This window comes from Saccharothrix sp. CCNWYY140 (assembly GCF_037401995.1).
Lineage (GTDB): Bacteria > Actinomycetota > Actinomycetes > Mycobacteriales > Pseudonocardiaceae > Actinosynnema.
Map to the genome: position 1 here is coordinate 26,684 of NZ_JBBEGC010000036.1, position 19,307 is coordinate 45,990.

Below are 19,307 nucleotides of genomic sequence, written 5' to 3' on the forward strand. Positions count from 1 at the left end.
ATACGGGCGATTAGCTCAGCGGGAGAGCGCTTCGTTCACACCGAAGAGGTCACAGGTTCGATCCCTGTATCGCCCACACCGCAAAGATCCCCTCTGACCAGCACGGTCAGAGGGGATCTTGCCATTCACGGGCCGCGCGAATCAGCGGATACCGGCGGGCGGTGCCCGAAACGGTGGCGAAGTGGTGCTTCAGACGGTCAGGAGTCGTCCTCCTCGATCTTCGGCGGGAACAACGCCGATGTCCTCTGCGGCCTCTTGGTCGAGGTCGGGTATGTCCGCCGAGTAGGAGTCGAGGGTGAACGCCACGGTCGCGTGGCCCAGCCGGCTGCTCACGAGCGTGGTCGGCCGGGCCCTTCTCATGCCACCTTGATGACGACCTTGCCCGAGGTGTGGCCGTTCTCGACGGTCGCGAGCGCTGCCGGGGCGTCGGAGAGTGGATGGACCACGGTGATCACGGGCGTGAGGACACCGTCGAGGGCCAGACGGGCGGAGCGTTCCAGGTTCTCGCGGTCGAGGCGACGTTCGACGAGTCGCCCGCCGAGTTCGGGCACTGACACATCCCCCACGGCGATGACGTTGTGGGGATCACGGGCCAGCGGAGCGACCGTCCGCAGCGAGGTGCCTCCGACCAGGTCGACGATCCCGTCGAAGCCGTCCGGGACCAGCTCGCGTGCCGCGGCGACGACGTCCTCGGCGGTGTAGTCGATGAACCGCGCCCCGATGGCTTCGGCGTGCTCGCGCTTGGCGGTACTCCCGGTGCCGATCACACGCAGCTCGCGCTCGATGGCCAGCCGGGCGACGGCGAGGCCGACCCCGCCCCCGACCCCGTTGACCAGGACCGTGGCACCGGCCGGGAGGACGAGCTGGTCAAGCGCGTCCACCGCGGTCGTCCCGGCCACTGGCAGTGTTGCCGCCACGGTCGCGGACAGACCCGCCGGGATGCGCGCGGTGTTCGGCGCGGACAGCACCGTCGTCTCGGCGTAGGTGCCGCCACCGGTGAGCGCGAAGCCGAAAACCACGTCACCCACCTCGAGCCCTTCGGCGTCCTCGCCCAGGGCGAGCACGGTTCCCGCTGCCTCCATGCCCAGCACGCGGGGAAACGGACGTCCGCCGTCAAGGCCGGTGACTCCGGGCGCTGTCGCCATCCTCACCTCTGACATCGATGTGAGGGGCAAGCGGCTGAGGTGCAGGTCACAGCATCAGGTCGACCGTGTCACCGGTTCCGGGGCCGTGGACAGCTCCGCCCGGTGCCGACTGTTGGCCCTGATCAGCACGTCGAGCGCATCCCGGGTCTCGATCCGGTGCGTGATGTCGGCGTCGATCCGGGCACGCTCGTGCGTCATCGCCGTGAACGTCTCCTCGGCGACGCCCAGGTCACCGGGGACGTCCACACATGGCAGCACGGTCGCGATCACCCGGCTGGACATACCCGCGTCGAAAAGCTGTCGGATAAGCGACACGCGCTGGACCGTGGCATCGGAATAGTGACGCTGCCCCGCGTCGGAACGTGAGCTGATCAGCAGGCCCTGCTCTTCGTAGTACCGCAGTGAGCGCGGACTCACGCCCGTGCGCTTGGACAGCTCGCCGATCCGCATCCCTGAAAGCCTACGCCCGCGCGTTCCGCACGCCGCCGGGCGGAATGTCGGGGCAGCCGAAGATCTTCCCTCTGGCCACCTGGGCGCAAGCTCTCCCGACGCGGCTTGCTCCCTTGCTCCGGCGTCGTGAGATGGCGCGTGGCGAGGGTGCGCGGTCCGGACCGTGCCCTGGCCTCGCCAATCGGGAGACGGCGGGGCGGGTCATCGGTCGCCGGTGAACAGGGCGCGGATGTCGTCGGCGTCCAGGGTGGTGGCGAAGGTGTTGCCGTCGTCCATGACGCTGGTGAACAGTTCGGCCTTCCTGGCCTTGAGCGCCATCACCTTCTCCTCGATGGTGTCCTTGGCGACCAGGCGGTAGACCATCACGTTCCTGGTCTGGCCGATCCGGTGGGTTCGGTCGACCGCCTGCGCTTCGGTGGCCGGGTTCCACCACGGGTCGAGCAGGAAGCAGTAGTCGGCCTCGGTCAGGTTCAGGCCGACGCCTCCTGCTTTGAGGCTGATCAGGAAGACCGGCGCGGCGCCGTCCTTGAACCGTTGGAGCACGTCGGCTCGGTCGCGGGTCTTGCCGTCCAGGTAGCAGTGCTCGATGCCGGCTGCGGTCACGGCGGTGCGCACCTTGTCCAGGAAACCGGTGAACTGGCTGAACACCAACGCCCGGTGGCCGCCGTCGACGACGTCGTGGAGTTGTTCGACCAGGCTCTCGACCTTGGCGCTGGGCAGGTCGTGGTGCTGGTCGTCGACGAGGCCCGCGTGCAGGCTGAGCTGTCGCAGCAGGGTTAGTGATCGCAGGATGGTGAACCGGTTGCGGTCCATGTCGTCGATCAGGCCGAGCACCTTCTGCCGCTCGCGTTGCAACCAGGTTTGGTAGACCTTGCGGTGGCGGGGGTGCAGTTCGACGTCCAGCACCTGCTCCTGCTTCGCGGGCAGGTCGGCGGCCACCTGTTCCTTGGTGCGCCGCTTGACCAGTGGCTTGATCCGCCGCCGCAGCCGGCCCAGGCGCTCGGTGTCGCCGTGCTTCTCGATCGGCACGGCGTAGTACTCGCGGAACCTGGTCGGGCTGGGGAACAGGCCCGGAGCGGTGATGGCCAGCAGCGACCACAGCTCCATCAGGTTGTTCTCCATCGGTGTGCCGGTGATCGCCAGCTTGACCGGGGCGGGCAGCAGGCGGGCGCACTGGTGGAGTTTCGACTGGTGGTTCTTGGCGAACTGGGCTTCGTCCAGCACCAAGCCCGACCACGGCGCCGCGGCGAACTCGTCGATGTCGATCCGGAACACCGCGTAGGAGGTGATCACCGCGTCCGCGGTCGCGGTGACTTCGCCCAGCGGCCGACCGCGCCGCCGTGACGTCTCCGGCACCACGACGACGTCGAGCCCGGGTGCGAACCGCGCCGCCTCGGCGACCCAGTTCGACACGACGCTGGTGGGCGCGACGATGAGGAACGGCGGGTCGTCGGGAGCCTGCCGCCTGGCGTGGCAGATCAGCGCCAGAGACTGCACTGTCTTGCCCAGCCCCATGTCGTCGGCGAGGATGCCGCCGAGCCGTGCTTCCCAGAGGAAGGCGAGCCAGGCGAACCCTTCGACCTGGTAGGGGCGCAGTCGGGCGGCGAAGGTCTCCGGCACCTCGGCTCCGCGGGGCGACCCCGCGGACAACAGCCCTTCGACCTGACGTTGCCACGCCCGCGCTTGGTGCTCCACCACGCCGAGCCCGGCCAGCTCCTCCCACAGACCGGCCTGGAACCGGCTGATCCGCAGTCGGTCGCTCAGTGTCTCCTGGAGTGCGCGGGCCTCCTCGATCAGCCCGGCCAGCGCCCGCAGTTCGGGCTTGTCCAGGGCGAAGTACGCGCCGTTGTCCAGCAGCACGTGCGACTGACCGTGGCTGAGCGCCGCGAACACGTCGGCGAAGGGCACCGGTGTGCCCTCGACGCCGATCGTGACACCGAGGTCGAACCAGTCCGGGTCGCCGGCCCGTTCGTCGGTGGACACGCCGATCGACACCGCGTCGGTCGCCTCGCGGTAGTCGACCGGGGCGCCGCGGGTCTCCACCAGCACCCCGGGGTGCCCGGTGAGCAGGGGCAGCGCCTGGGTGGTGAACCGCATCGTGTCCAGGCCCGTCAGCGTGACCTGGTCCGGGCGTGGGTCGAACCGCTCGAGCGACGCCAGTGCGGCGCGCTCCGCGTCGGGGTCGCGGTAGCCGCCTTCGGCCGTGGGCGCGTCCAGCGGCACGCGCAGCCGGGACTCACCGACCTCGTACGCCCACTCCCAGCCGACGTCCACGGCGTGCCCCGCGCCGAACTCGGCCCGCACGACCAGGGTGGGGCCGGAGATAACCGGGGGTGTGAAGGCGCCGTCGGAGGAGATCACGGGTGCCAGGCGGCTCAGGCGCGGGTAGAACTCGTCGCGGAACCGGGCGTGCCCGGACTCGGGGACCGTGAGCCGGCGCTGGTCCAGCACCAGCCTGCGAAGCCCGAGCGGGACCGGTGTGGCGCACCTGGCCAGTCGGAATCGCCAGATGCGGTAGTCGCCGTCGGCGACCCGGTCGGCCGGGTCGACGTGGACCAAGCCGTGTCCGCTCGCCCCGACGAAGCCGACCGGCTCGACCGGGGCCCCGTCGACGTCGAGCACCGGGCTCACCACTCGGGCCGTCCCGTCCCCGGTGACGTCCAGTGCGATCCGCGCGACGCCGGAGATGTCCAGGTCACCCCACGCCTTGCGCTCGTGCACGAACCGCAGGCCGATCCGCCGCGCGTCGTCGAGCAACGACCACAGCGTGGCCGAGTCGATCGACGCGAGATCGATCATCGTGGTCTCCCCGTAGCTGTGGTGAGAGGAGTCCGTGCTCGCCAGGTACAGCCCGTACACCTCGCGCAGCAACGCCAGGTGCTCCGCGGAGTACCCGCCGACCTGGTATCCGGTGAGCCGGTTCCAGCTCATCCCGCTCGTGACCCAGCCGGTCTTCCCCTGCCGCACGACCCGCGCGAGCACGGCGACGCCCGGCCGGGCGCGGGACCTGCCCTGTCCCAACGACAGCTGGACGGCCAGCGGAGTTCCCGCGCCGACGTCCTGTCCGGTGCCCAGCAGCTCGTCGAACGACTGGTCCCAGGTCGGTTCCGGCGCTGTGCGGGCGGGTGCGCGCCTGCGCGTGGCCGTGAGCACCACCGCGACAACGTGCTTGCAGTTGAGACCCACAGGACAGGTGCACTCGCCATGTGCGAACGTGACGACGTCGTCACCGGCCAGGTCGAAGTACGCCGAGGACTCGTAGACGTCCCCGCGCCCGCGCACCCTCCCGTGCAGCGCCGTCTCAGCCGAGTCCCACACCACGCGCAGCACCGCGCCTTGGTCGGCGTAGGCGGTTCCCCGACCGAAGGTGGTCCTGCCGACCGCGTTCTCGATCTCCGCGAGGTCGATCCGGATACTGCTCACCGCGGGGAACCTACTACCGGACTGCGGTCGCGCCGACAGCGAGGGGACGCTGAGGTCAGGTGGTGATGTCCGAGGGGGACTTGTCGGGGCGGAGGCCTCGCCAGCTGGGGTGGCGGAGGCGGCCGTCTGGGGTCCAGGTTCGGAATTGGACTTCGGCTACCAGGGTGGGGGTTACCCAGTGGGCGTTTCTCGCGTGGTCTGGGGGGATTTCTGTGGTGAAGGGTGGGGTGGGGCGGTGTAGGGGGTGTAGTAGGGATTGGAGGTGGGTGAGCATGGGAGCTGTGAAGCCGGTGCCTACCTTGCCTGCGTAGTGCAGGCCGGTGGGGGTGGGGACGCCTAGTAGTAGGGCGCCTATGGTGCCTGAGCGGCGGCCCTCGCCTGGGCGCCAGCCTCCGATTACCACTTCCTGGGTCTGGATCAGGGGGATCTTGATCCATGATGGGGAGCGGCGGCCTGGGTCGTAGCGGGAGTCCAGGCGTTTGGCTACTACGCCCTCCAGGCCGTGGTTGGCGGCGATGGACTGGACCGTTTCACCTGGGAGGTCGGTGAAGCATGGGGGGATGCGGATGGAGGGGTGAGGGGGGAGGTTTAGGGCCTCCAAGGTCTCTCGGCGGCGGGTGTAGGGCTCCGCCAGGAGTGAGCGGCTGTCTAGGTGTAGGAGGTCGAAGATGTAGTACGCGACTGGGGTTCTGTGCAGTAGGTCGTCTGTGGGGCGGCGGGTGTGGATTCTTGACTGTAGGCGGCTGAAGTTGGGGCGGCCCTCGGGGTCCAGGGCGACGATTTCGCCGTCTAGGACGGCTGAGCGGGACAAGAGAGTTGTGAGAGCGTGTAGTTCTGGGTAGGTGCGGGAGGCGTCCAGGTCGTTGCGGGTGAGGACTCGGAGGCGGTTGTCTCGGACGTAGGTCACCGCGCGCACGCCGTCCCACTTGAACTCGAACGCCCAACCCGGGACCGCCGGCAGGTCGCCCAGGACGGCCAGCATGGGGCGGATCAAGGCCGGGAAGTGTTGGTCTGCCACTGCGAACCGTCCTCTGTAGACGGCCCCTCCACCCTCGAGTGTCGGCCGGCCGGCAGCTCGCCGCAGGGCGGGTAGCTCGGTTAACGACACAGTTCACCCGGTGCGTCACCCGTTCAGGTCGTACCGTGCACCTGCGAGGGGGAAATCCCTGCTCGGAGGCGTGACATGCGTGGACTGAAGCGAAGAATGGGCGTACTGGGTGCGGCGACCGTCGTGCTGGGCGCCACGGTCACCGGGCTGGCCGGCGCGCACCCCGACCACGGGGGCGGCCGGGAGGACTTCCCCGGCGAAGGGGTCGCGGACGGTGTCTACAAGCAGCACAGCGGCGACGACGGCCACCTGCCCCCGGTGAACCGGAACGTTTCCCTGGTCGGCAAGGCCGCAGTCTCCCACCCCGGCGGCACCACCGGCCGCGTCGCGGACGTCACCGCGTTCGGCGACTACGCCTACCTCAACGCCTTCCGCGAGCCCGACTGCCTGAACACCGGTGTCCACGTGGTCGACCTGCACGACCCGGCTCACCCGTTCGAGGTGACCGACGCGTTCATCCCGACCGCGGACGGCAACTACGCCGGCGAGGGCATCCAGGTCCTGCACGTCGACAACGCCCACTTCCAGGGTGACCTGCTCGCCCACCAGAACGAGACCTGCCCCGGCGCCGCCCCGGCCAACGCGGGCGGCATCTCGCTGTGGGACGTCACCGACCCGACGAACCCGCAGCCGGTCGCCCTGCACACCGGCGACTTCACCAACCCCGCCGGCGGCCTGGACGCCACCCCGAACCAGACCCACAGCATGCGGATGTGGACCAGCGCCCTGGACAAGCGGACCTACGTCGTCCTGGTCGACGACGAGGAGCTGACCGACATCGACATCATGGACATCACCGACCCGTTCCACCCGGTGCTGATCAACGACACGCTCGACCTGGTCGAGCTGTTCGGCGTCGACCAGTCCGAGCCGGCCAACCTGACCTCGGTGTTCAGCCACGACATGATGGTCAACAAGATCGGCTCCCGGTACATCATGAACATGAACTACTGGGACGGCGGCTACGTCCTGCTCGACGTCACCGACCCCAAGAACGTCACGCTGATCGCCGAGACCGACTACGCCACCCTGGACGAAGAGCGCGCCGCCCGCGGCCACGAGATCTCGCCCGAGGGCAACTCCCACCAGTCCGAGCTGTCGCCGAACAACAAGTTCCTGATCGGCACGGACGAGGACTTCAACCCCTACCGCGTGGTCGCCACGATCGACTCCGGCCCGTACGCGGGTCAGGAGTACACCGCCGTATCGGCCTCCGGCACCCCGCCGGTGGACGAGAACACCACCATCAGCGGCCAGGTCAGCTACGTCGGCCTGGCCTGCGACCCGCTGCCCACCGGCTCCGGCACGGCACTGGTCGAACGCGGTGTGTGCCCGTTCCAGGCCAAGCTGGACAACATCACCGCCGCCGGCTACTCGGCCGGCATCGTGTTCAACTCCGTCCGCGAGGACTGCCTGGCCTTCGTCACCATGCTCGCGAGCGGCACCATCCCGTACGTGTTCGTCAACCGGGCCACCGGCCTGCGGCTGCTCGGCGTCCCGGGCGTGACCGACGAGAACGCCTGCACCACCGCGTCCCCCGCGACCGGCGGCGTGTCGACCACGATCCGGGCGGTCTTCGACGGCTGGGGTTACGTGCGGCTGTTCGCCGCCGACATCCCCAGGTCCGGCGCGGGCGCGTTGACCCAGATCGACACCTACGCCGTCCCGGAGTCCCAGGACCAGGCGTACGCGCGTGGCTTCGGCGACCTGTCGGTGCACGAGGTCGCGATGGACCCGGACAACAGTTCGATCGCCTACCTCTCCTACTACGCGGCGGGCTTCCGGGTCGTGCAGTACGGGAAGAACGGCATCGAGGAGGTCGGCGCGTTCATCGACGAGGGCGGCAACAACTTCTGGGGCGTCGAGGTCTGGCGCGACGAGCTGGGCGCCAAGTACGTCCTGGGCAGCGACCGGGACCACGGGCTCTACGTCTTCCAGTACAACGGCTGACGACAGGGGGCGGGCCTCGGGAGAAGCCCGCCCCCTCACCCTCACAGCGGGATCTCGAAGTGCACGGTCTGGAACGAGATCGGGTCGCCGTCCCGGGCGTCGTGCACCTCCTCGGCCACCGACCGCCAGAACGGCTCCGCGCCCGCGATCCGGGCGTCGGTGTGCAGGTACAGCTTCCGGTACCCCGGCGTGGCGGCCACGAAGGACACCGCCATGTCCACCAGGGCGCGGGCCAGCCCGGCCCGCCGGTGGTCCGGGCGCACGTACACGCGGAACAGCTGCGCCGTGCTCTCCGAGGGGTACTGCGCGGCCAGCCACGACGGGTGCGGCGGGCTCGACGGCCCTTGCGCCCGCACGCCCGTCGTCCCGACCACCTCGTCACCCTTCAGAGCGACGAACAGCGCGTGGCGCTCGGGCCGCAGGTAGGCGCCTTCCAGGTCGACCACGTCACCGTGCCATTCGGGCCGGTAGCCGTAGCCGAACTCGTGGTAGAAGGTGTCGAGCATGACGCTGCGCGCCCCCGGAAGGTCCTTCTCCCGGGCCGGGCGCACCTCGTACGGCCCCACTTCGCGGTGGTTCATGTCTTCTTCTCCTGTTCCAAGGCGCGGCCGAGCAGGCCGATGGTCACCGGGTGGGTGGGGGAGCCCAGGACTTCACCGGCCGAGCCGTGCTCGACCAGCAGGCCCTGGTGCAGCACGGCGACCCGGTCGGCCAGCCGGGCCACCACGGCCAGGTCGTGGCTGACCAGGACGACCGCGCAGGGCAGGCCCGCCAGCAGGTCCAGCAGGCTCGACTGGGTCAGGGTGTCCAGTCCGGACGTGATCTCGTCGCACACCAGCACGTCCGGCCGGGCCAGCAGGGCGCGCACCAGCGCCGCCCGCTGGAGTTCGCCGCCGGACAGGCCGCCGGGTCTGCGCCGCACGGTGGCCTCGTCCAGGCCGACGGCGGCGAGCCCTTCCAGCGCGCCGGTCCCGTCGCCCAGCCGCACGGACGTCCGGGCGACCTGGTCCAGCACGGTCCGCTGGGGGTCGAACGACGACCGCGGGTCCTGGAAGACGTACTGCACGGCGGCCAGCTGGGACCGCGTCCGCCGCCGCAACGACCGGGGCAGCACCGTGCCGCCCACCCGGACCGTCCCGGCGTAGCGGGCGTGCAGCCCGGCCAGGCACCGGGCCAGCGTGGTCTTGCCGCTGCCCGACCGCCCGACGACCGCCAGGCACTCCCCGGCGCCCAGGTCGAGGTCGACGTCCCGCAGCACGACGGTCTTGCGGTGCCGCGCGGTCAGGCCTCTGACCTGCATCAACGGCGACCGCTCGGCACCGCCCAGCGGCACGGTGACCCGGGGTTGGGCGGCCACCAGGTCCCGCGTGTAGGCCTCGCGCGGCCGGTCCAGCAGACCGACCGGCCCGGCCTCCACGACCCGCCCTTCCCGCAGCACGACCACCTCGTCGGCCAGCGCCCGGACCACGTCCAGGTCGTGGGTCAGCAGCACCACGGCCACGCCCTGGGCCGCGACGGAGGCCAGTTCGTCCACGATCTCGGCCCGCGTGATCGGGTCCTGCCCGGTGGTCGGCTCGTCGGCCACCACCAGCGCCGGGTCGCCCACCAGCGCCTGCGCCAGCACCACCCGCTGCTGCTGCCCGCCGGACAGCTCGTGCGGGAACCGCCGCAACAACTCCACCGGCACCCGCGCCCGCCGCAACGCCGTGGTCACGGCCTCGGGCGACGAGCCGGGGATCTCCCGGAACACCCCGCCGATCCGCCGCACGGGGTTCAACGCGCCGGCGGGCTGCTGCGGCACGAACCCGACCCGACCCGCCACCGACACCCGCCCGGTCACGGTCACGCCCGGCGCGTGCTCGCCCAGCAACGCCAGTCCGGTGGTGGTTTTGCCGCTGCCCGACGCCCCGACCAGCGCCAGCACCCGTCCGGCGGCCAGCGCGAAGCTCACCCCGTCCACCAGCACCCGATCGCCGGCGACAGCCCGCAGGTCCTCGACGTGCACGACCGTCACACGGCCTCCTTGCGCAGGGCGCGGTCGAAGGTCAGGTTCAGCCCGACCGACAGCGCCACGATCAGCAGCGCGGGTACGACGACGGCCCACGGTTGCAGGAACAACCCGACCCGGTTGCGGTCGACCATGACCGCCCAGTCGGCGGCGTCGGGCGGCACGCCGACGCCCAGGAAGCTCGCCGACGCCACCAGGTACAGCGCGCCGGTGAGCCGCACACCAGCGTCGGCGGCCAGCGTCCGCAGCATGGCCCGCCCGGTGTAGAGCACGGACGTCCGCCACCACGTCTCACCCTGCAACCGCATGGCTTCCAACGCGGGCCGGGCCGCGATCTCCAGCGCCGCGCCACGGGAAATCCGCGCCACGTCGGGGAAGTTGACCAGTGTCACGATCCCGATCAGCACCGGCAGCCCCGGCCCGGCGATCGCCGCCGCCAGGATGAGCACCAGCAGCGACGGCACCGCCAGCAGGAGGTCCAACGGGCGCATCAGGACGTCGTCCACCACCCGGGACATCGCCGCCACCACACCCCACGGCACCCCGATCGCGTAGGACAACACCGTGGCCAGCAAGGCGACCAACACCACGGTCTGGCCGCCCAGCAACACCTGCTGCCACACGTCCCGACCGACGAAATCGGTGCCCAGCATGGAGTTCGGCATGAACGGCGCCCCGCGCCCGACATCGGACACGAACAGCGGCCCCAGCAACGCCAGCGCCAGCGGCACCACGACCAGCAACGCCCCGATCACGCGACCACCGCCGAGCGCGGCGCGAGCCGGAAGCCGATCAGGTCGGCCACCAGGTTGACCAGCACGGTCGTGACCGCGAAGACCACCGCCAGCCCCTGCACCACGGGCAGGTCCCGCCCGGCGACCGCGTCCACGAGGATCGTCCCCAACCCCGGGATCACGAACACCGCCTCGACCACGATCACCCCGCCCAGCAACCAGTCCGTGGTCCGCGCGAGCTGCTGCACGGCCGGCGCGACCGCGTTGGGCAGGGCGTGCGCGAACCGGACCCGCCGCTCACCGATACCCAGCCGCCGCGCGTGCCGGACGTGGTCGGAGGCGAGGGCCTCGACCATGCCCGCCCGCACCAGCCGGCTCACCGAGCACACCGGCCGCGCCAGCAACACCACCAACGGCAGCACCAGGACCTGCGGCTGCGCCAACAAATCCGCCCCGACCGCGGTAGGCGGCAGCCACTGCAACTGCACCCCGAACACCGCGATCAACACCACGGCCAGCGCGAACTCCGGAATGGAGTGCAGCCCGACGGTCACCGTGGTCAGCACCCGGTCGACCACCCCGCCCTCCCGCAGCGCCGCCACCACGCCCAGCAGCACCGACAGCGGAACCAGCAGCACCAACGCCAACACCGCCAACACCAGCGTCGGCCCCAGCCCGTCCGCCAGGAACTCCACCACCGGCCGCCCGGACACCAGCGACACCCCGAGGTCGCCCTGGACCAACCCGCCCAGCCACGCCCCGAACCGCTCGATGGCGGGCCGGTCGAGCCCCATCGCCGCCCGGATCTCCTCGATTCGGCGCGGGTCGGGGTTGTCGCCGGCCAACGCCACCGCCGCGTCCCCCGGCAGCGCCTGGACCAGCAGGAACACGGCGGTGACGACGGCGAGCACCTGGACCAGCCCGATGGCCAGCCGGCGCACCGCGTACCGGGTCACCCCAGCCACACCTTGTCGAACCGCGCCCAGTCCAGCGTGTTCGCGGGCGCGGTGGAGATGCCGCCGACGTTCGGGGCCGCGCCCACGATCCAGTCCGCGAAGCCCCACATCAGGTAGCCGCCCTCGGCGTGCAGGGACCGCTGCATCTCCCGGTACACGCCCGCCCGCTCGGCCGGGTCCACAGTGGACACCGCCTTGCGGTACAGGTCGTCGAACTCCGGCCGCGCCCACTTGGTGACGTTCGTGCCCGAGTCGCTGAGCAGCCGCTGCGCGATGTGGGTCTCGATGGGCATCGCGCCGGACCGGAAGCTGGACAGCGAGCCGTTCTTGAGCGTGTCGGACCAGTAGCTGTCCTTGTTGCCGGTCACCACCTCGATGGTCAGCCCCGACCCCTTGACCTGGTCGGCGAACACCGTGGCCGCCTCGACCATGCCCGCGGCGGCGGTGGAGGTGTCCAGCTTGACCGTCAGGCCCTCCGCGCCCGCCTTGCGGATCAGGAACTTGGCCTTGTCCAGGTCACGGGTGCGCTGCGGGATGTCGTCGGCGTAGTACTGGTAGCCCTTGCCGAACAGGTCGTTGGCCACCTGCCCGCTGCCCGCCAGCACCGACTCCACCAGCTGCTGCCGGTCGGCCAGCAGGAACATCGCCTCGCGCAGGTCCCGGTTGTCGAAGGGCGGCCGGTCCAGCTTCATCGCGAACGCCTGCACCGCGCTGTTGGGGGAGCGGTGGATGGAGATCCGGCCGTCGGCGTGGCTGCGGGCCGTGGTGGGAGTGAGGTCGTGCGCGTACTCGACCTGGCCGCCCAGCAGGGCGTTCGCGCGCGCCGACTCCTCGTTGGCGATCACGAACTCCAGCTCGTCCAGGTGCGGCGCGCCCTCCCAGTAGTCCGGGTTCTTCTTCAGCAGCACGGACTTGCCCGGCTCGAAGGACACGAAGCTGAACGGACCGGAGCCGACCGGCTTGGCGAAGTCTTCCGCGCCGGCGGGCACGATGTACGCGCCGAACGCGGCCAGGGCGTTGGGGAACTCGATGAACGGCCGCTTGAGCGCGAACTCGACGGTCCGGGCGTCCACCGCGCGGCTGGCCGCCAGGTCGACCAGCGCGAGGCTGGACTTGGCGCGGAACGCCCGGTTCGGGTCGAGGATGCGGGCGTAGCTGGCCAGCACGTCCTCCGCCCGCACCGGCTGCCCGTTGTGGAACTTGGTGTCCCGCAGCGTGATCCGCCACTTGGTCAGGGTCGCGTCGGGTTCCCACTTCTCGGCCAGTCTGGGCTGCGCGGACACGTCCGCGCCGAGGTCGGCGAGCTTGTCGAACATCGCCTTGGACCGGGCGGCCTCGACGAACAGGTTGGCCAGGTGCGGGTCGAGCACCTCCTTCGCGCCGCCGCCCGCGAACGCCGCGCGCAGCCGCCCGCCGCTCTTGGGCGCGGCGGCTTGCGGTGCGGAGACGGGGGCGCAGCCGGACAGGGCGGCCAGCGACAGCAGGCCGAGGAAGTGGCGGCGGGTGGGCATGGTGGTTCCTCTCACAAGCGGCGGGCGACCACGTGCAGGCGGTCGCCGGACAGGGCCTCGCTCAACCGCGCGTCCGGCGACCACGGGTCGTCGGTGCGCGGACCGGGCGAGTCGAACAGGGCGAGCACCTCGAACCCGGCGAGGTCGAGCAGGTGGCGCAGCTCCTGCGGGAACAGCAGCCGCCACGCCGAGGTCTGCACCAGCGGCTGCGCGTCCGGCCACGTCCACTCGCGGCGGCGGCGCAGCAGCTGGGCGGCGTGGTCGATCCACAGCCGGGTGCGCGAGGTGTAGGGCACGCCGTCCCACTCGACGGTCCGGGTGCGGACGCCGTCGAGCAGTTCGGTGTTGCCCAGGAAGAACGCGCCGTTGCGCATCTCCGCGACGAGCAGCCCACCGGGGTCGAGGTGGTCCCGGGCGCGCTGGAGGAACGCGGTCAGGTCGGCGTTGGTGTGGCAGTACAGGAACGCGCTGTCCAGGCAGGTGAGGACCGAGAAGGTCCGGCCGAGCGCGAAGGTGCGCATGTCGCCGACCACGAACTGCGTCGGGTGGTGCTCGCGCGCGTACGCCACCATCCGCTGGGAGCTGTCCAGGCCGACGACGTCGTAGCCGTTGCGGGCCAGCCACCCCGCGTCGCGGCCGGTGCCGCTGCCGACGTCGAGCACGGACGTGCCGCCGCCGAAGCGGGTGACGACGTCGTGCACCCAGCGGGCGGCGACGTGGTCGGGGTCGGGGAACTGGTGCTCGTAGAGCGCCGGGTTGTCGGTCAGCAGGTTCTCGCCCAAGCTCACAGGGCCGCCTCTCGGGTCGGGGTCAACGCGCCCCGGCGGTGCAGCCACACCACGGCCGCCGCGCACACGAGCCCGACGGCCACGCACACCAGCGACGCCGCCACGCCGGACACGCCGAACACCCAGCCCACGGCGGCGTTGCCCACCGTGGCTGCCAGGCCCGAGACCAGGTAGAACACGCCGAAGTAGGTGCCGGACAGGCCGGTGCGGCCGAACGCGGGGATCAGCTCGTAGACGAACGGGTGCGCGATCATCACGCCGAGGGACAGGAAGAACGCGGCTGCCAGCGGCCCGGCCAGACCGCCCGCCCACACGTGGCTCAACGCGGTCGCGGTGAACCCCAGGCCCATCACGGCCAGCCCGACCGCGATGGCCCGGCCGCGTGGAGCCTTCTCGAACCACCGCGTGACCCGGACCTGGAGCAGCAGGGTCGCCACCGTGGAGACCAGGAACACCGCCGCCACGGCCTGTGCCGACCCGGTCAGCCGCTCGACCTCCAGCGGCAGCACCAGGTACAGCTGGTTCTGGAGCACGAACATGCCGGTCAACGCGACCGTGAAGGCCAGGAACCGCTTGTCCGCCAGGCTCTCCCGCCAGTCGTCCAGCACGGTGCCCCGGTGCGGCGGCACGTCCCGGGCGGGCAGCACGAGCGCCTGGGCCACCGTCAACACCGCGAAGATCCCGGCCGCGACCAGCGCCGACACGCGGAAGTCCCACAGCAGCAACAAGCTGCCCAGCAGCGGACCGACCAGCGCCCCCGCCTGCCCGTAGACGTTGAACAACGCGAACGCGCCGACCCTGTCGTCGGACTCCTCGGCGATGTAGGCGCGCACCGCCGGGTTGAACAGCGCCCCGGCCAGTCCACTGAGGACGGACGCGGCCAGCAGCACGGTCATCGTGTCGCCGACCGCGAACAGGCCGAAGCCGACCGTCCGCAGAGCGCAGCCGGCGATGATGACCCGGCGCGGCCCGAGCCGGTCGGACGCCGAGCCGCCCAGCAGGAACAGCCCCTGCTGGCTCAGCGTCCGCACGCCCAGCACCACGCCGGTCGCCGCCGCCGACAGGCCCACGTCGCCCAGGTGCGTGGCCAGGTAGGGGATGAGCAGGTAGAACCCGGTGTTGACGCCGAACTGGTTGACCAGCAGCAGCCGCACCGGCAGCGGGAACCGCCTCATCGCGGCACCACGCCGAGCCCCGGTGCCCCCGAGAGTCGCAGTGTGCCGTCCTCGCCACCGAGGCCCTGCCAGGGGTCACGGGCGAGCAGCAGGTGGCCGTCGAGGTCGACCCAGCGGGCGTGCGAGGTCAGGTGGACCGCCGGCGCGATGCCCAACGAACTGGCGACCAGGCAGCCGAGCATGACATCCAGGCCCGCGTCCCGGGCGGTGTCGATGATCTCGCGGGCCTTCGTGATCCCGCCGCACTTGGCGAGCTTGATGTTCACGCCGTCCACCAAGCCCGCCAACGCCTTCACATCGGCGGCGGTGGCGGCGTCCTCGTCCGCGATCAGCGGTACCGAGGTGCGCTCCCGCAACCAGGCCAGCTCCGCGAACCGGCCGGTGGGGAAAGGCTGTTCGAGCGCATCGACTTGCAGGCCGTCGAGCACGCGCACGGCCTGCTCCGCCGTCCAGCCGCCGTTGGGGTCGAGGATCAGCCGCGCGTCGGGGGCGGCTGCACGGACCGCTTGGACGGCGGCCACGTCATCCGGGCCGCCGACCTTGACCTTGAGCACCGAGAAACCGCGACCGGTCAACTCGGCGGCCTGGGCGGCGCAGGACTGTGGATCGCCGATGCCGATGGTGAAGGCGGTCGGCACATCTGTCCACTGTGGATCGCCCAGCAGTGAGTGCAGGGGGACGCCGCCGCGTGTCGCGAGCAAGTCGTGCACCGCCGCGTCCAAGGCCGCCAGCACACCGGGTGGCAAGGGCGGTAGTTCGGCGAGCAGGTTTTCCGGGCGCACCGCCGACACGACCGGGGCGACCCCCGTGAGCAGCTCCACGATCCGGGGCACGTCCAGGTCGTAGAAGACGCTGGTCACGACCTCGCCGTGGCCCCTGACCCCGTCGTGCTCCAGCACCACGCGCACGGCGTCGCGCCGGGTCGTCACCGACCGCGAGATCCGCAGCGGCGTCCGCAGGTCCAGGCCGTACACGTGCCAGGAGAGCTTCACGCCGGCACCCCCACCGCGAGTGGTGCGGTGATGGTCGAGCACCGCGCCCAGCTGGTCACCTCGATCTCGCCGGAGTGCCCGATCTCGACCGGGCGGTCGGCGGGCACGCCCAGCAGGCCGCGCGACTCGCAGAAGTCGTCGTCGTAGATCGTGCCCAGGTACCGGTGCGGCCCGTCGGGGAACACCGTCACCACCCGCGCGCCCGGCTCCAGCCGCGCCACCCACGCCGCCACCAGCGCGACCGCGCCGGTGCTCCACCCGCCGGTGACGAACCCGTCGCGGGCCAGCCGCCGGCAGGCGTCCACCACCTCGACCGGGCCGAGCCAGTGCACCTCGTCGAACTCGTGGTAGGCCACGTTGCGCGGGTGGATGCTGCTGCCCAGCCCGCGCATCACGCGCTGCCGGGCGGGCTGGCCGAAGATCGTCGAGCCCACGGTGTCCACGCCGACCAGCCGCAGCAGCGGCCAGTACCGGCGCAGCGCGCTCACGATCCCGGCGCTGTGCCCGCCCGTGCCCACGCTGCACACCAGCACGTCGGCCCGGTCCAGCTGCTCGACCAGTTCGCGCGCCAGGCCCGCGTACCCGGCCGGGTTGTCGGGGTTGTTGTACTGGTCGGGCCAGTACGCGCCGGGCAGGCCGCGCAGCACGGCGTGCAGCCGGTCCAGCCGCGCCTGCTGCCAGCCGCCGGTGGGGTGCGGCCGGTCCACGATCTCCAGCCGGGCGCCGTGGGCGCGCAGCAGCGCCCGCATCGACGGCTCCAGCTCGTGGTCCACCACCAGCACCACGGGGTGGCCCAGCGCCTGGCCGGCGAACGCCAGGCCCAGCCCGAGCGTGCCGCTGGTGGACTCCACGACCACCGCGCCCGGCCGCAGGTCGCCGCGCTTCTTGGCGGCCAACAGCATGGCCACGGCCGAGCGGGCCTTCATGCCGCCGGCGCCGAGGTGTTCGAGCTTGGCCCAGAAACCGCCGTGCCGGTGGGGGAGCGGGGTGTCGATGCGGGCCACCGGCGTGTTGCCGAGCAGGTCCAGTAATGACGTGCGCATGGTCACGGTTCCCGGTAGTGGAACAGGGTGGTCGGGCCGCCGTGCAGCCAGAAGAACGGGTAGGGCTCCGCCGAGACGGCCCGCACGCCCGCGCCGAGGAACCAGGGCGCGATGGCGCTGGCGGTCTGGGCGAACAGGGTGACGGGTGCCCCGGTGGCCAGCAGCTCCTCGAAGGTGCCGTTGCCCAGGGTCATGCCCGAGGCCATGACCAGGTCGAAGGTGGTGTCCTGGAAGTCGGTGACGATCGGCTCGTCCCACTCCGTCCGGCCGCCCTTGAGGTCGCACGGCACGTACTCGACGCCCCTGGCCCGCAGGTGGTGCAGCAGGGAGTTCACCACTCCGACGACCAGGACCCGTTGGCCCGGTTGGGCGTCGAGCAGGTCGACCACGGCCTCGGCGCGGTCCATCGACTTGGTCAGCGAGTCGCCGGCGCCGATCCGCACGATGTCCGCCTTCGCCGTCTCGTGCGGGTGGGCGTGCATGAGGTAGGCGTCGAGGGCCGCGGTGCGCACCGCCGCGTCCGGGTGGTCGAGCAGGTCGGCGACGGTCACCCCGGCGCAGTCGGCGACGTCCGGCTCGTCGCCGGGTTCGACCGCGCACGACCCGACCGCCTCGCCGACCCGCAGGCTGACGACGGTGTTGCGGTAGGTCTGGCCGCGCCCGGCGTGCCGGGCGCCCTGGCGGGTCGTGAAGGCGACGCTGACCGTGCAACCGGCCGGGTCGGGTCCCAGTGCACCGGTTCTCGCCCGGTGCAGGAGGTCGGCGAGGGTCACTGGCCGTCCTCGGCGTAGCGGACCTCCATCGCCGCGACGGCCTGCTCGGCGCGGGCGCGGGCGTCGTGGTCGGGGGAGGTGGTCATGACGTGGCCCAGGTAGGTGTTGTTGCTGGTGGGCTCGCCCGCGCGGTGGCCGGCGGGCTTGACCGACCAGTCCACGACGTCCGGGTGCTCGGGCGCGTCGATGCCGGCCACGACGCCCGCGCGCGGCGGCAGCAGGAAGGAGATCGCGGCGCTGCGGACGCCGGTCGTGCGCGGTCGCAGGTCGGGCCGTTCGCCCACGGCGAGCTGGGCGAACACGGCGGGCAGGTCGACACCGGTGACCCGGCGGACCAGCTCGGTGATCTGGTTGCCCGCCGGGCGCGGGTTGACCTCGATCAGCTTGGGGCCGTCGGCGGTCAGCTTGACCTCGGTGTGCGCGACGGAGTCGTCCAGGCCGAGCGCCTCGATGGCGGCCTTGGCGGTGTCGACCGCTTGGCGCGCCTGGTCTTCGTCGAGCGCGGCGGGGAACATGTGGCCGCTCTCCACGAACCACGGGTCGCCGGCGATGCTCTTGTCCGTCACGCCGATCACGTGGGTGGTGCCGCCGGTGGTGACGGTCTCGACGCTGACCTCCGGGCCGACCAGCAGCTCCTCCAGCAGGACCGTGGGCACGCGCGGCTGGTTGCGGGCGTTGACCGGGAACGCCTCCAGCGCCAGGAACGCCTCCCGCAGCCCGTTCTCGTCGCGGACGGCCCGGACGTGCATGCCGGCGCACAGGTCCACCGGCTTGACCACCAGCGGGTAGCCCAGGTCGGCGGCGGCCTTCGCGGTGGAGGGCCAGTCGTGGGCCAGCGCCCAGCGCGGTCCGGGGACGCCGGTGGTGGCCTGCCGGGTGAGGTCCTTGCGGTAGGCGCGTTCGACGGCGTCGGCCCGCGGCCCGGGGAGCCCGAGGTGGTTGGCGACCCGCGCGACCGTGGCCAGGTAGTAGTCGCAGGAGGAGATCACGCCGTCGAAGCGCAGCAGGGCGTGCGCCTGGTCCACGAAGGGCAGCAGGGTGTCCAGGTCGTTGGTCTCGGTGGTGAGCACGTTGTCCGCGGTGAGCAGCGGGTGCGGGTGGCTGGGCGCCGAGCGCAGGTAGTGGTGCAGGTCCCGGGTCAGGAAGGTGAAGCGGTGCCCCGACTCGCGGATCGCGCGCGGCAGCAGGGTGCTCATCGCACCCACCCAACTCTCGACCATCAGCAAGTGCGCCACGCCCGGTTCCTCCCCG

Annotated in this window: 16 protein-coding genes, 1 tRNA gene and 1 pseudogene; 2 read left to right on the plus strand and 16 right to left on the minus strand. The window is 71.5% G+C overall.

From position 1 onward, the window contains the following. Positions 1–4: 4 nt before the first annotated feature. Positions 5–76, plus strand: a tRNA-Val gene (locus WBN91_RS18135). Between the two features lie 113 nt (positions 77–189). Here the strand turns inward: WBN91_RS18135 and WBN91_RS18140 are convergent. The 5 genes and pseudogenes from WBN91_RS18140 to ligD form a co-directional block, all read right to left on the minus strand. After that, on the minus strand, positions 190–360 hold the full coding sequence (locus WBN91_RS18140; protein ID WP_337722053.1) for a hypothetical protein: 171 nt from the start codon (positions 358–360) through the stop codon (positions 190–192). Beyond that, positions 357–1,127, minus strand: a pseudogene (locus tag WBN91_RS18145) (zinc-binding dehydrogenase); the annotation flags it as partial. The pseudogene WBN91_RS18145 and the gene WBN91_RS18140, both read right to left, overlap by 4 nt. A 72-nt stretch (positions 1,128–1,199) precedes the next feature. Further along, positions 1,200–1,595 carry a MerR family transcriptional regulator gene (locus tag WBN91_RS18150; RefSeq protein WP_337722052.1) on the minus strand — a complete coding sequence of 132 codons (396 nt, stop codon included), beginning with the start codon at positions 1,593–1,595 and terminating at the stop codon, positions 1,200–1,202. Positions 1,596–1,796: 201 nt separating this feature from the next. Further along, positions 1,797–5,018 carry a DEAD/DEAH box helicase gene (locus WBN91_RS18155; RefSeq protein WP_337722051.1) on the minus strand — a complete coding sequence of 1,074 codons (3,222 nt, stop codon included), beginning with the start codon at positions 5,016–5,018 and terminating at the stop codon, positions 1,797–1,799. A gap of 55 nt (positions 5,019–5,073) precedes the next feature. Continuing rightward, a complete protein-coding gene (gene ligD, locus WBN91_RS18160) occupies positions 5,074–6,000 on the minus strand; it encodes a non-homologous end-joining DNA ligase (protein ID WP_337722050.1) in 927 nt (308 codons plus the stop codon). Positions 6,001–6,201: 201 nt separating this feature from the next. On the opposite strand from ligD, the gene WBN91_RS18165 reads away from it, so the two are divergent. Continuing rightward, positions 6,202–8,076 (plus strand): PA domain-containing protein, encoded by a 1,875-nt coding sequence (locus WBN91_RS18165; RefSeq protein WP_337722049.1) that lies wholly within the window; start codon positions 6,202–6,204, stop codon positions 8,074–8,076. A 41-nt stretch (positions 8,077–8,117) separates the two neighbouring features. On the opposite strand, the gene WBN91_RS18170 is transcribed toward WBN91_RS18165, so the two are convergent. Genes WBN91_RS18170 through WBN91_RS18220 form a run of 11 tightly spaced genes read right to left on the minus strand, consistent with a single transcriptional unit; the run spans position 8,118 to position 19,291 of the window. Beyond that, positions 8,118–8,657: a GNAT family N-acetyltransferase gene (locus tag WBN91_RS18170; RefSeq protein WP_337722048.1), complete on the minus strand. Its 540-nt coding sequence runs from the start codon at positions 8,655–8,657 to the stop codon at positions 8,118–8,120. Then, positions 8,654–10,090, minus strand: coding sequence for an ABC transporter ATP-binding protein (locus WBN91_RS18175; RefSeq protein WP_337722047.1), 1,437 nt, complete (start codon positions 10,088–10,090; stop codon positions 8,654–8,656). Before WBN91_RS18175 ends, WBN91_RS18170 begins: the two co-directional genes overlap by 4 nt. Next, on the minus strand, positions 10,087–10,839 hold the full coding sequence (locus WBN91_RS18180) for an ABC transporter permease (RefSeq protein ID WP_337722046.1): 753 nt from the start codon (positions 10,837–10,839) through the stop codon (positions 10,087–10,089). The genes WBN91_RS18175 and WBN91_RS18180 overlap by 4 nt, the downstream gene beginning before the upstream one ends. After that, positions 10,836–11,774 (minus strand): ABC transporter permease, encoded by a 939-nt coding sequence (locus WBN91_RS18185; RefSeq protein ID WP_337722045.1) that lies wholly within the window; start codon positions 11,772–11,774, stop codon positions 10,836–10,838. The genes WBN91_RS18180 and WBN91_RS18185 overlap by 4 nt, the downstream gene beginning before the upstream one ends. Further along, positions 11,771–13,285 carry an ABC transporter substrate-binding protein gene (locus WBN91_RS18190; protein ID WP_337722044.1) on the minus strand — a complete coding sequence of 505 codons (1,515 nt, stop codon included), beginning with the start codon at positions 13,283–13,285 and terminating at the stop codon, positions 11,771–11,773. The genes WBN91_RS18185 and WBN91_RS18190 overlap by 4 nt, the downstream gene beginning before the upstream one ends. 11 nt (positions 13,286–13,296) lie before the next feature. Beyond that, positions 13,297–14,073 carry a class I SAM-dependent methyltransferase gene (locus WBN91_RS18195; RefSeq protein ID WP_337722043.1) on the minus strand — a complete coding sequence of 259 codons (777 nt, stop codon included), beginning with the start codon at positions 14,071–14,073 and terminating at the stop codon, positions 13,297–13,299. Then, the gene (locus tag WBN91_RS18200; RefSeq protein WP_337722042.1) at positions 14,070–15,248 is read right to left on the minus strand and encodes an MFS transporter; all 1,179 of its coding nucleotides are present in this window, start codon (positions 15,246–15,248) and stop codon (positions 14,070–14,072) included. Before WBN91_RS18200 ends, WBN91_RS18195 begins: the two co-directional genes overlap by 4 nt. After that, positions 15,245–16,240: a dipeptide epimerase gene (locus tag WBN91_RS18205; RefSeq protein WP_337722041.1), complete on the minus strand. Its 996-nt coding sequence runs from the start codon at positions 16,238–16,240 to the stop codon at positions 15,245–15,247. The genes WBN91_RS18200 and WBN91_RS18205 overlap by 4 nt, the downstream gene beginning before the upstream one ends. Next, positions 16,237–17,283: a PLP-dependent cysteine synthase family protein gene (locus WBN91_RS18210; RefSeq protein ID WP_337722040.1), complete on the minus strand. Its 1,047-nt coding sequence runs from the start codon at positions 17,281–17,283 to the stop codon at positions 16,237–16,239. The genes WBN91_RS18205 and WBN91_RS18210 overlap by 4 nt, the downstream gene beginning before the upstream one ends. A 2-nt stretch (positions 17,284–17,285) precedes the next feature. Beyond that, positions 17,286–18,056: a Rossmann-like domain-containing protein gene (locus WBN91_RS18215; protein ID WP_337722039.1), complete on the minus strand. Its 771-nt coding sequence runs from the start codon at positions 18,054–18,056 to the stop codon at positions 17,286–17,288. Then, complete coding sequence (locus WBN91_RS18220; RefSeq protein WP_337722038.1) at positions 18,053–19,291, minus strand: ATP-grasp domain-containing protein; 1,239 nt, start codon at positions 19,289–19,291, stop codon at positions 18,053–18,055. The genes WBN91_RS18215 and WBN91_RS18220 overlap by 4 nt, the downstream gene beginning before the upstream one ends. Positions 19,292–19,307 lie beyond the last annotated feature (16 nt).

Excerpts from the sequence above, each read along its gene's own strand:
- WBN91_RS18140 (WP_337722053.1), bottom strand. The coding sequence starts at position 360 with ATGAGAAGGGCCCGGCCGACCACGCTCGTGAGCAGCCGGCTGGGCCAC.
- WBN91_RS18150 (WP_337722052.1), bottom strand. The coding sequence starts at position 1,595 with ATGCGGATCGGCGAGCTGTCCAAGCGCACGGGCGTGAGTCCGCGCTCA.
- ligD (WP_337722050.1), bottom strand. The coding sequence starts at position 6,000 with ATGCTGGCCGTCCTGGGCGACCTGCCGGCGGTCCCGGGTTGGGCGTTC.
- WBN91_RS18165 (WP_337722049.1), top strand. The coding sequence starts at position 6,202 with ATGCGTGGACTGAAGCGAAGAATGGGCGTACTGGGTGCGGCGACCGTC.
- WBN91_RS18170 (WP_337722048.1), bottom strand. The coding sequence starts at position 8,657 with ATGAACCACCGCGAAGTGGGGCCGTACGAGGTGCGCCCGGCCCGGGAG.
- WBN91_RS18190 (WP_337722044.1), bottom strand. The coding sequence starts at position 13,285 with ATGCCCACCCGCCGCCACTTCCTCGGCCTGCTGTCGCTGGCCGCCCTG.
- WBN91_RS18200 (WP_337722042.1), bottom strand. The coding sequence starts at position 15,248 with ATGAGGCGGTTCCCGCTGCCGGTGCGGCTGCTGCTGGTCAACCAGTTC.
- WBN91_RS18210 (WP_337722040.1), bottom strand. The coding sequence starts at position 17,283 with ATGCGCACGTCATTACTGGACCTGCTCGGCAACACGCCGGTGGCCCGC.